General features: G+C 45.8%; 12 protein-coding genes. 11 read left to right on the plus strand and 1 reads right to left on the minus strand.

What is annotated here, in order from left to right; genetic code table 11:
* Positions 1-20: 20 nt before the first annotated feature.
* The 8 genes from CKW00_RS02305 to CKW00_RS02340 all read left to right on the plus strand — a co-directional run bounded on the left by CKW00_RS02305 (position 21) and on the right by CKW00_RS02340 (position 7,417).
* Positions 21-833: a pyruvate, water dikinase regulatory protein gene (locus tag CKW00_RS02305; RefSeq protein ID WP_008588801.1), complete on the plus strand. Its 813-nt coding sequence runs from the start codon at positions 21-23 to the stop codon at positions 831-833.
* Positions 834-1,002: 169 nt separating this feature from the next.
* Entirely contained in the window at positions 1,003-1,458 is a 456-nt protein-coding gene (locus tag CKW00_RS02310; protein ID WP_095821185.1) for a YaiI/YqxD family protein, read from the plus strand.
* Between the two features lie 12 nt (positions 1,459-1,470).
* Entirely contained in the window at positions 1,471-3,300 is a 1,830-nt protein-coding gene (dnaG, locus tag CKW00_RS02315; RefSeq protein ID WP_332889025.1) for a DNA primase, read from the plus strand.
* A gap of 30 nt (positions 3,301-3,330) precedes the next feature.
* Positions 3,331-4,458: an RNA polymerase sigma factor RpoD gene (gene rpoD / locus CKW00_RS02320; RefSeq protein WP_008588808.1), complete on the plus strand. Its 1,128-nt coding sequence runs from the start codon at positions 3,331-3,333 to the stop codon at positions 4,456-4,458.
* Between the two features lie 73 nt (positions 4,459-4,531).
* Positions 4,532-5,062: a hypothetical protein gene (locus CKW00_RS02325; protein ID WP_095821187.1), complete on the plus strand. Its 531-nt coding sequence runs from the start codon at positions 4,532-4,534 to the stop codon at positions 5,060-5,062.
* 138 nt (positions 5,063-5,200) lie between these two features.
* Positions 5,201-5,557: a cytochrome c550 gene (cccA, locus tag CKW00_RS02330; protein WP_095821188.1), complete on the plus strand. Its 357-nt coding sequence runs from the start codon at positions 5,201-5,203 to the stop codon at positions 5,555-5,557.
* A 59-nt stretch (positions 5,558-5,616) separates the two neighbouring features.
* The gene (locus CKW00_RS02335; protein WP_095821189.1) at positions 5,617-6,327 is read left to right on the plus strand and encodes a tRNA (adenine(22)-N(1))-methyltransferase; all 711 of its coding nucleotides are present in this window, start codon (positions 5,617-5,619) and stop codon (positions 6,325-6,327) included.
* The gene (locus tag CKW00_RS02340; RefSeq protein ID WP_095821190.1) at positions 6,314-7,417 is read left to right on the plus strand and encodes a Nif3-like dinuclear metal center hexameric protein; all 1,104 of its coding nucleotides are present in this window, start codon (positions 6,314-6,316) and stop codon (positions 7,415-7,417) included. Before CKW00_RS02335 ends, CKW00_RS02340 begins: the two co-directional genes overlap by 14 nt.
* Before the next feature lie 131 nt (positions 7,418-7,548).
* On the opposite strand, the gene CKW00_RS02345 is transcribed toward CKW00_RS02340, so the two are convergent.
* Positions 7,549-8,520: a 4-hydroxy-3-methylbut-2-enyl diphosphate reductase gene (locus CKW00_RS02345; protein WP_076569903.1), complete on the minus strand. Its 972-nt coding sequence runs from the start codon at positions 8,518-8,520 to the stop codon at positions 7,549-7,551.
* A gap of 136 nt (positions 8,521-8,656) precedes the next feature.
* Between CKW00_RS02345 and CKW00_RS02350 the strand changes: the two genes are divergently transcribed.
* The 3 genes from CKW00_RS02350 to CKW00_RS02360 all read left to right on the plus strand — a co-directional run.
* A complete protein-coding gene (locus CKW00_RS02350) occupies positions 8,657-9,979 on the plus strand; it encodes a DEAD/DEAH box helicase (protein WP_095821191.1) in 1,323 nt (440 codons plus the stop codon).
* A gap of 18 nt (positions 9,980-9,997) precedes the next feature.
* Positions 9,998-10,891: a deoxyribonuclease IV gene (locus CKW00_RS02355; protein WP_095821192.1), complete on the plus strand. Its 894-nt coding sequence runs from the start codon at positions 9,998-10,000 to the stop codon at positions 10,889-10,891.
* Positions 10,892-11,069: 178 nt separating this feature from the next.
* Positions 11,070-11,892, plus strand: an 823-nt coding sequence (locus CKW00_RS02360) for an ISL3 family transposase (RefSeq protein ID WP_095821193.1), incomplete at its 3' end; no start/stop codon positions are given.

Below are 11,892 nucleotides of genomic sequence, written 5' to 3' on the forward strand. Positions count from 1 at the left end.
TCATTTTGGGAGGGGACAGCATGGTCAAACCATTTGTATATATTATGTCAGACTCCGTCGGGGAAACGGCGGAACTTGTAGTGAAAGCGGCTTTGAGCCAGTTTAATGATGGACCCTTTGACGTACAGAGAATACCATATATCGAAGATGAATCGATCATCGATGAAACGCTCATTCAGGCAAAGGAACATGAAGCATTGATCGGGTTCACCCTCGTATCGCCGGAACTCAGGAAGTATCTGCTTAAGCGGGCCGAAGAAGAAGAGTTGGAATGTGTAGACATAATGGGGCCTATGATAGACTCCATGGAGAGACACTTCGGTAGAGAACCGAGACTTGAAGCGGGACTCGTCCACAAACTTGACGAAGATTATTTCAAGCGGGTGGAAGCGATCGAATTTGCAGTCCGCTACGATGACGGCAGAGATCCGCGTGGGATAAAGAAAGCCGACATTGTACTTATCGGGGTCTCCAGAACTTCCAAAACTCCTCTTTCCCAATATTTGGCGCATAAACGGCTTAAAGTCGCCAACGTTCCAATCGTTCCGGAAGTCAAACCACCGAAGGAACTTTTCGAAGTCGATCCTAGAAGATGTATAGGACTGAAGATAACGCCCGAAAAATTGAATGATATAAGAAAAGAACGCTTAAAAGCGTTAGGTCTGGGCGATGAGGCGAGTTATGCCAATCTTGAAAGGATCAAACAGGAAATTTCCTATTTTGAAGGGATTGTCGAAGATATCGGCTGTGAAGTAATAGATGTCTCCCACAAAGCTGTAGAGGAGACGGCTAATAAAATTATTCACACTTTACGTACCAATGGAGAAAAATAATAAAGTCGCGCTGTGGCAGCGCGACTTTTTCAAGCGTGAAAGCCAAATAGTGGCATCCGGACGGGGAGTTGTTTTAAAATAAAACGTTGTAGCCCGATATGGAGCTTTCAGAATAATAAAACATTCATCAGAAAGAAGGATTTCAGAGTGCTCTGTAGAAATTAAAATTATGACGAAATTTACACTGACTATATGGGTAGACGCTGACAGCTGCCCTGTAAAAGAAGAGATTCGATCAATTGCGTACATGCAGACTATACCCGTCCGATTCGTAGCGAGCTACGACCATTATTCCCCGGATCTCGGGGAGGAATGGACTTTCGTAGAGAAAGGGCAGGATGCGGTGGATCTGTTTATTCTTAATCATGTAAAACCTGGTGATGTAGTGGTGACACAGGATTTATCCCTGGCATCACTGCTTCTTGAGAGAGGGGTTTACGTTCTGACCCCCAGAGGTAAACTGATTAAAAGCTTTGAGGTGGAATCGATTATGCATTCCAAATATATAAGAATGAAGGAAAAAAGACGCGGAAACTATGGGAAGGGGCCTGCCGCTCTGACCAGGCATGACCGCATGCTGTTCAAGGAAAGATTGTCTGATATCCTGCATGAGCGTGGCATGTAATCAAATTATAGAGTGCTGGTGATAGAAATGGCCGGACGAATTCCGGAAGAAACTGTAGAAGAAGTTCGGAAAACCACGGATATTACAGATGTAATCGGGGAACATGTACAACTGAAGAAACAGGGGAGGAACTATTTCGGACTATGTCCGTTTCACGGAGAGAGTACGCCTTCTTTCTCTGTATCTCCGGAAAAACAGATTTTTCACTGTTTCGGTTGTGGAAAGGGAGGAAACGTATTTTCCTTCCTGATGGAAAAAGAGAACTGGACGTTTATCCAGGCTGTCGAACATCTGGCTGCCAGGAATAATATCGCCCTTCCCGAAAAGAATCAGACGGTGACCGAAAGGGAAGATGACGGAGTCCAGCGGATATTGGAAGCCCATCAGTGGCTGGCTAAACTTTATCATCATTTTCTGGTGAACACTACGGAAGGTAAGGAAGCACTTCAATACCTGACGGAAAGAGGTTATTCAAGGGAGACCATTGATACTTTCAATCTGGGGTACGCCCCTGACAAGCCGGATGTAGTAGCCACTTTTCTGGAGAAGAAAGGTTATCACCCTCAGGAAATGGTGAAAGCCGGTCTGCTTTCGGAGACAGACAGTGGAGGGCACCTCGACCGTTTTCGCGGAAGAATCATTTTCCCGCTGCGGAATCATCTGGGGAAAACGGTAGCTTTTGCCGGCCGGACCCTTGGGGAAGGCCAGCCCAAGTATTTAAACAGTCCCGAAACTTCCGTGTTTCATAAAGGGAAACTGTTGTATAATTTTGATCTGGCGCGCGGCTATATCCGGAAACAGAACCGGATCGTTCTTTTTGAAGGATATGCCGATGTGATCGCTGCTTATCAGGCGGATATCGGCCCCTCCATCGCCACCATGGGAACGTCTCTCACCCCGGGTCAGGCAGAACTTATGAAGCGGTATTCGGAAAAGGTTATCATATGTTATGACGGGGACAAACCTGGAATCGAAGCTTCTGTGAAGACAGCCAAAGAACTCCAGAATGCCGGCATTCACGTATTTATAGCCAGAGTGCCCAATCAGAAAGACCCTGATGAATTTATAAAGACAGAAGGCGGAGACAGGTTCAAACGGGAAGTAATCGATACGAGTGAGCCGTTTGTAGGGTATCTCATGAGATACTATAAAAACCAGTTCAATCTTCAGGTTGAAGGCGACCGTTTCGAATACCTCGAGACTGTCCTGCGGGAAGTCGCCAAGTTAGAAAGAGGGGTAGAGAGGGAATACTACTTACAGGAACTCAGTAAGGAGTTCTCTTTATCCATGGAGAGTCTCAAAGAGGAAATGGAAAAATGGAAACCTGAAGCAAATACGGAGACACACCGTCATCAAAGCTGGCGGAAAGCAAATGATAAAGAATCACGTGCTCCTTCCGGTAATAAACCCCGTCGTGCTTTTCACAACGCGGAGCGGAGACTGCTGGCTTATATGATGAAAGACACTTATATTGCTGAAGTGGTGAAACAGGAGATTTCTGCCTCTTTTAATATTGAAGACCACCAGATTATAGCAATGCAGCTATATGCGTATTATGAAGAAAATGAATCAATGAATATCAGTGAATTTCTGGAAAGTTTCAGCGAAGACCGTCTCAGGAATCTCGTTACGGATATCGCTTCCATACCTCTTACACCTGAAGTCCCTGAAAAAGAGATAGAGGATTATCTGTATCAGGTGAAAAGGGAGAAATGGAAAAAAGAAAATACGAATCATTTGCACAAAGAAATGAAAGAAGTGGAAAAACAGGACCCGATACGCGCTGCTGAGATAGCCATGCAACTGTTGCAGGAAAACAGAGGCTGGAAGAGCAGAAAGTAGGCTGTTTACAAGTTTGAAGGAGGGGAGCTCATGGCTGAAAATAACCAAAAGTCAGCTAACGCTAATGCTAACGAAAATGAACTGACGCTGGACCAGGCTAAAGAACAGGTAATGGAGCTTGGAAAGAAACGTGGAGTTCTTGCTTATGAAGAAGTGGCAGAGAAATTATCCCATTTTGAATTGGATTCCGATCAGATGGATGAATTCTATGAGAAGCTGAATGAGCAGGGTGTAGAAGTGATAGGGGACTCCGAGAAAGACCCTAATATGCAGCAGTTGAACAAAGAAGAAGAGTTCGACCTGAACGATTTGAGTGTACCGCCAGGAGTGAAAATAAACGATCCCGTGCGTATGTATCTCAAAGAAATAGGGCGCGTGAACCTGCTGTCTGCGAATGACGAAATCAGTCTTGCCCACCGTATCGAAGAAGGAGACGAGTTCGCTAAGAGAGAGCTGGCGGAGGCGAACCTTCGTCTCGTCGTAAGTATCGCCAAGCGTTATGTAGGCCGTGGTATGCTGTTCCTGGATCTGATTCAGGAAGGGAACATGGGTCTGATCAAAGCGGTAGAGAAGTTCGACTATCGTAAAGGGTTCAAGTTCAGTACGTATGCAACCTGGTGGATCCGCCAGGCGATTACGAGAGCTATCGCCGACCAGGCCCGGACGATACGTATCCCTGTCCACATGGTAGAGACTATCAACAAACTTATTCGTGTCCAGAGGCAGCTGCTTCAGGATTTCGGCAGAGAGCCGACACCCGAGGAGATTGCGGAAGAAATGGAGCTTACTCCTGATAAAGTCAGAGAAATACTGAAAATAGCTCAGGAACCCGTTTCCCTTGAAACGCCTATAGGCGAGGAAGATGATTCCCATCTGGGGGATTTCATTGAAGACCAGGAGGCTACATCTCCTTCCGATCACGCAGCATACGAACTCTTGAAAGAACAGCTTGAAGATGTACTGGATACGCTTACGGACCGGGAAGAGAATGTGCTTCGTCTACGTTTTGGCCTCGATGACGGCAGGACCCGGACACTTGAAGAAGTAGGGAAAGTTTTCGGGGTTACTCGCGAGAGAATAAGGCAAATCGAAGCCAAAGCTCTGCGCAAGCTTAGACATCCGAGCCGCAGTAAACGTCTGAAGGATTTTATGGAGTAAAGGGAATAAAGCATGGTGTCCGGGGAGCTTAATGTCTCCGGGCATCCATTAATACCCTGGAGGTAGACGGACATTGTCAAAAAACCGTAAGGACGTTATCGTAGATGAAATCAGATACTGGAAAGAGAATAAGCTGTTACCTGATAAATACTGTGATTTTCTGTTAGCTTTATACACAGAAGGTGAGAGCGGAGCTGATAAAGAGAAAAAAGTCTCACGTACAAGCCCGTGGCTTGCTACATATTACTCTGTTAATTTCCTGTTGATTCCATTGTCGTTTACAGTTATATATTTTACTGAAAACGGTATCATTTTGCAATCTTTACTTTTGACCGGTTTTGCAGCTTCCTCTTTTTTAATGCAGAGCTTGATAAAAAAAGAAAATGCGCCGGTTGAGCTTCCGTTGGTCATTACACTTATTATCGTTTTCCTGCTTACCACTTCTTCCGCTGCTTATTATTTCCCCGTGATATACGCCGAGGGGGTTGCTCTTTTGAATGCAGTCGGATGGATGACGATCGGTATGCAGAGGGGCCTGTTCTACGTCAAAGTCTCAGGCATCGCTCTGTTGGCGGGTACGTTGATCAGCATGCTGATCAGATGACTTTCAGTACTTATAAATCTCTTTAAAAATTTAATTTTTAATTTATCATCTTTTCTAAATGGAGGATATCGAGTAGAATATATATAGCTCGGTTTAAAATACCTACAGTATAATGAATACATAAGGAGGAAGTTTTGTATGATAAAGAAAAGATTAATCCCTTTTGCACTTATCGCCGTATTGGGTATCCTGACGATGATAATTGTCGGCAGCGTAGGGATGAACGAGCAACAGGCGATTGAAAACGAAGACAAAGGCGGTGGAGAAGAACAGACGGCCAGCGCCAATCCTGAAGAAATGTTCCAGAATTCCTGTGCAAGCTGTCACGGCAGTGATTTGAGCGGCGGGGTAGGTCCGAACCTCCAGGGCGTGGGCGACCGTCTCTCCGTTGAGGAAATCGTCAGTACTATAGAGAACGGTAAAGGCCAGATGCCGGCGGGACTGTACACCGGAGAAGAAGCTAAAGCAGTAGCTGAATGGCTGGCGGAACAATAAATACGTAAGTGAAAAGCTTTCTGGATGCCAGGAAGCTTTTCTTATTGAAGGAGGAGTAAATGGTGAGGTTATCCGAACGCCTGTCTCTCATCGCGGAGTATCTTCCGGAGGAGACATATTTTGCAGACATAGGGTCCGATCATGCTTATTTGCCCGTGTATTACTGTTTGAATCATCCGAAAGCGAAGGCTTTGGCCGGTGAGGTGAACGAGGGACCGTTGAACAGTGCAAAAAAAGTAATAGAAGAATACGAGGTCCATAACAGAGTAGAAGCGCGGAAAGGGGACGGGCTGGACGTTCTGGAGGGCCGTAACGTTTCCGAGGTGGTCATTGCAGGTATGGGCGGGCCGCTGATCGCCTCCATTCTTGAAAGAGGGAAGGACGGACTACGAGGTGTAAGACGTTTACTGCTCCAACCTAATATCCATTCCGAAATAGTGCGCAGATGGCTTGAGGAAAACGGGTACGCACTGGTCGACGAAAAAATCATCGAAGAAAATAATCACATATATGAAATATTGATTGCAGACCGCGATGCCTCGTCTTCGTTGTATACAAAAGATCATAAAGAAACGGAGTTATGGCTCGGTCCCATTTTAATGAAAGATAAAACAGAAGTGTTCAGAAAAAAATGGGAACGGCAATTGAAGAAAAATACGGAAATTCTTCATCAGCTGGAGCGGGCTGCGGATGAACAGGAATCGAAAAAGAAAGAAATTATAAAAGAAATCGATATACTGAAGGAGGTCCTCTATCATGAAAACGATTAAGGCAAAAGAGGTTATGCGGGTAATGGACGACTGGGCACCGGAGACGTGGGCATTTGACTGGGATAATGTCGGTCTTCAGGTAGGCGGCAAAAATAAACAGGTGTCAAAAGTGATGGTTACGCTGGATGTACTTGAATCTGTAGTTGACGAGGCGATCAGTGAAGGAGCAGACTTAATTATTGCTCATCATCCCCTCCTTTTTCAAAAACCGGATACGATTGATACAGATAAGGCTAAAGGTCGAATACTCCAGAAACTCCTCGCTCACGATATTACCGTCTATGCATCGCACACCAACCTTGATATCGCTGAAGGCGGTGTGAATGACGTGTTAAGTGGCAGCATAGGACTACAGAGAACGAAACCATTTGTATCGTTATTCCAGGAGAAGGTGTACAAAGTAGCTATACATGTGCCTCATGACCATGCAGAAGATGTCAGAAACGCTATGGCTGAAGCCGGGGGCGGACATCTTGGTGAATACAGTCACTGCACTTTCCAGATTGAAGGTGAGGGGACATTTAAGCCTTTGGAAGGAGCGGACCCTTATATAGGTGCACCGGGAGAGATGGAAAGAGTCGATGAGTTAAAAATAGAAACTATAGTGAAAGAAAACGATTTGAATAGTGTCGTTCAGGCAATTGCGAAAGCTCACCCGTATGAAGAACCTGCGTATGATGTCTACGAAGTGAAAATCAATGGGGAGAACAGAGGCCTTGGCCGAATAGGAACACTAGCCTCGCCGACAAATCTTGAAAGTTTTACGGAAAAAGTGAAAAAAGCTTATCAGGTACCCTCAGTACGGGTTACCGGAGATTTGAATAAACCGGTGAAGAAAGTGGCAGTCGTCGGAGGGAGCGGCGAAGATTTTTTCAAAGCCGCAATCTCAAAAGGCGCTGACGTGCTGATCACAGGTGACGTGACCTTCCATAAAGCCCAGGATGCCTGGGCGGAAGGACTGGCCATCATTGATCCGGGCCACCACGTGGAAAAACTGGTATGTCCGGAGATTAAAAGAAGAGTCGAAGAAGCATTCGATGTAGAAGTGATCATATCGGAGACACATACTGAACCTTTTCGATTCATTTAGAAGAGAAATGCAGTAAGACCGGCAGTTTTACCTTCGCCGGTCTTTTTTGAATTTTTATTTAAAATACAAAAAATACAGAATGCCTGTTGCGGCATTCTGTATATAAAAGTACTATACGGTGATAACGCTTTTCAGTTTTGCTTTGATGCTTTCGGTTTGTTCTGTTTCCGTTTAACCGGAGGTAGTATTTTTTTCTGTTCTACTTTGGATTCGCGGATCCAAGTGTCTTCGTCTTCCTCGTCGAAGTTTTCAATAAAACGGATTACCTCTTTGGTGATTGGAGTAGGGGTGGATGCACCGGCGGTTACAGCTACGGTTTCCACTCCATCAAGCCAGTCGAGGTCGATGTCTGTTACGTCTTTAATGCGATAGGCCTGTGTACCGGCTTTTTCAATAGATACCTGGGCAAGTCTGTTGGAGTTGTTACTTTTAGGGTCTCCCACAACCAGGGTGAGATCGGCTTCCCCTGCCTGCTCGGAAACGGCTTCCTGGCGGACCTGGGTGGCCATACAGATTTCCTGGTGTTTTTCGGTGTGAGGATACTTCTCCTTCACCCTTTCCATAACATCATAGACATCCCACTGGCTCATCGTGGTCTGATTGGTGATAAGCAGTTTTTCACTGTCCACTTCCAGGTTCTCCACTTCATCTTCCGTCTGAACGAGATGAACTTTTCCGGGGGCGACTCCAAGTGCACCTTCGGGTTCCGGGTGCCCTCTTTTACCCACATAAACGATTTCGTATCCTTCTGCCACTTTATCCCTGATAAGGTTGTGCGTATTCGTAACGTCAGGACATGTAGCATCCAGTGTCATCAGTCCTTTTTCTTTAGCCCGTTCTTTAACTTCGGGGGAAACTCCGTGGGCCGTAAATACGACTGTTCCATCATTGATGGATTCCAGTATTTCCAGACGATTCTCACCGTCGAGAGTTATAATCCCTTCGCTTTCGAATGCGTCCGTCACGTGGGAATTGTGGACGATCATCCCTAAAATATATATCGGCCGTGGAAGATTCGGGTCTTTCGCTGCGTTCTGCGCAATAACCATCGCATCCACGACACCATAGCAGTAGCCACGAGGGGCAATTTTAATGACTTCCATGTGTTTTGTCCTCCTCCGTCTTCAAACTCTAATCTCATTATAAAGGTAAACGTTACTGATGTAAAAATTATTAGTGTGCAATATGAACCAGCCTCTATTATAATAGGGAAAGGATAAATTCTAAAGGAGTTTGATTATGAATACACATTCGTTCGACCAGTACGACATTACACCCACCGTTTCTAATATCGTGAGCGCCTTGAAATTCAAAGAACCTACTGAAATTCAGCATAAAGTATTACCTCCATTTTTGAGAGGAGAAAGTGTAATTGCACGGTCTCACACCGGTTCTGGTAAGACGCATGCCTACCTTCTGCCGATTTTCAACCGTCTGGAGGCGGACAGAAAAGTGCAGGCGGTCGTCACCGCCCCGACGCGGGAACTGGCCATGCAGATTCATGAAGAAGTCAAAAAGTCTTTGCAGGCTTCCGGATTCAGCGAAGAAGTGAAAGCGAAACTTGTCGTAGGGGGAAGCGACAAGTACAGAATGATGGAACAGTTGAAGAAGACTCCTCCGCAAATAATTGTAGGCACTCCCGGGAGAATTCTTGATATGACTAAAGAGGGCGCACTTGATTTGTCTGATGCAAAAACATTTATACTGGATGAAGCTGATCTGATGGTGGATCTCGGGTTCATTGAGGATGTGGATCAGATTCTGATCCGGATGAAAGAGGACCTGCAGGTAGGAGTGTTTTCCGCCACCATCCCGGAAAGACTGCAGCCTTTTCTTAAAAAATATCTCCAGTCCCCTGTATATATAGAAACTGATATGAAGCAGCTGGCGCCGGAATCCATGGAACACAGGCTGGTAGAGCTGAAGCATAAGGAACCGGCTGATGTAATTATCGAAATTTCGAAAGCGATACAGCCGTATCTGGCTATAATTTTCACAAATGGGAAAGACGAAGCCGACAAACTCGCTGCTGAACTGACTTCACGGGGAATAAAGCCAGGTCTCATCCACGGAGGTCTCAGTCCAAGAGAAAGAAAACGCGTACTTAAAGATCTCAAGGAACTGAGGTTCCAGTACATTGTAGCTACCGACCTTGCTTCAAGAGGTATAGATATCCAGGGGGTCAGCCACGTAATCAACGCTCAGATGCCTAAGGAAACGGAATTCTATCTTCACCGGGTAGGACGGACAGCGAGAGCAGGATTAGAAGGTACCGCCATTAATCTGTACAAAGATTCGGATCTTCCCCTCATTGAAAAGCTGAAAGGGAAGGGGCTCACATTCAACTTCTATGAAGTGAAAAAAGGTGAATGGAGAGAAGCGAAGGACTACCTGCGCAGAGAAAACAGAGAAAAACAGGAAAACGAAATGGAAAAGAAAGCGAAACAGCTCGTACGTAAACCGAAAAAAGTGAAACCGGGCTATAAGAAGAAAATGAAATACAAAGCTGATAAAAACTATAAACAGATGAAAAGGGAAAGTTACCGAAAAGGGAAGAAATGACAGGAGGACTGCTGAAGTATGACTAAAATTGGTTCACACGTTTCGATGAAAGGTAAAAAAATGCTTCAGGGGGCCAGTGAAGAAGCTGTCTCCTATGGCGCCAATACGTTCATGATCTATACAGGTGCCCCTCAAAACACGAAGAGGAGACCGATCGAAGAACTCAACATCGAGAACGGGCAGAAGCATATGGAGGAGCATGGAATCGAAGAATTTGTAGTGCACGCTCCTTATATCATCAACGTCGGTAATACTGTGAAGCCGGAAACGTTCGAACTGGGCGTGGATTTTCTCAGAAATGAAATTTCAAGAACAGAAGCTCTCGGAGCGAAACAGATTGTTCTTCATCCGGGCTCTCACGTAGCTCAGGGGGCGGATCTCGGCATCGCCAAAATCATCGAAGGTCTGAACGAAGTATTATATAAAGACCAGCACGTACAGATAGCACTGGAGACGATGGCCGGGAAAGGTTCCGAGATAGGCAGGAACTTCGAAGAACTGGCTGCGATAATGGAAGGGGTAGAGCATGATGAACACCTTTCCGTATGCCTTGATACGTGTCACATTCACGATGCGGGCTACGACATTGTAAATGATTTCGATGGTGTGCTGGACACGTTCGACCGTATTGTGGGACTCGACCGGCTGAAGGTTATTCACGTAAATGACAGTAAGAATGAGAGAGGGGCCGCCAAAGACCGGCACGAAAATATAGGTTTCGGCTATATCGGCTTTGAAGCTCTCCATCACGTCGTTTATCACCCTAAACTCAAAGATCTTCCCAAAATACTGGAGACCCCCTACGTAGGAGAAGATAAGAAAAATAAAAAACCCCCTTATCAGCACGAAATTGAAATGCTGGAAGCCGGGGTTTTCGACCGGGATCTGAAAGAAAAAATTATGAACCAGTAAGATTGCGACTGCTGCCGAACTCTACGAAACATTGGAGGGAAGCGGCAGTTTTTTTATCGGCTCTACAATATTTGTTGGGGTATCAGAAAAATTCAGCATAAAAAAAACACACAAGCTCCTTTATCTTTTACACTTGAATTGACGAGACCCAAGAAAAAGATAGGAGTTGTGTGTATATATGCATTCTACCATGATGATTCCAGGATTTGAAGGTGTGGAAGTGAAGAAGACGGAGGAACGGGACGGGTGTTTGTATCTTCATGTCCAGATGCCGAAGAAAACCCACGTTTGTCCTTCCTGTCGAGCCAGAACCCGTCGGGTTCATGACTATCGGGTGCAGAAGGTCCAACACCTCAAGTGGTTTGAACGCCTGACTCACCTGTTCTATCGTAAACGACGGTATGCCTGCGCATGCGGGAAAAAGTTTGCGGAACAGAATTCTCTGGTCGAGCGTTACCAGCGCCATTCGAAAGAATGGAACCAGGCCTTCGGCTTCAGGCTCATTCATGGCAAGAACTTTAAAGACACAGCCCACCTGTTTCATACATCGCCCAATACAGCCGTCCGGCGCTTTGATCGTATCTCGGCTTCTCACCTGAAAGAAGTGGAGGAACTCCCTCGCGTGATTGCGATTGATGAATATAAGGGAGATACGGACCATGGCAAGTATCAGGTCATCATCGCTAACGCGGATACCGGGGAACCGATTGATATCCTACCGGACCGGTCGGCCGAGACCGTAAAAGACTATCTGAAGAAGAAAAAGTCGAACGTAGAGTGTGTCGTCATGGACATGAGCTATTCCTTCAAGTCGGCGGTGAACAAAGCATTGAATAACCCCATCATCGTCGCCGACCGTTTCCACTTCTGCCGATATATCAACTGGGCTGTAGACCGTGTAAGGAAAAGAGTCCAGAAGGACTTTCATGATTACGACCGGAGAAAGTGTAAGAGAATGAGGCATGTCTTTCACAAACCCTATGAGTCCCTGTCGGATAAAC

Origin of the sequence: Salimicrobium humidisoli (genome assembly GCF_002295105.1) — a bacterium.
GTDB classification, from domain to species: domain Bacteria; phylum Bacillota; class Bacilli; order Bacillales; family Halobacillaceae; genus Salimicrobium; species Salimicrobium humidisoli.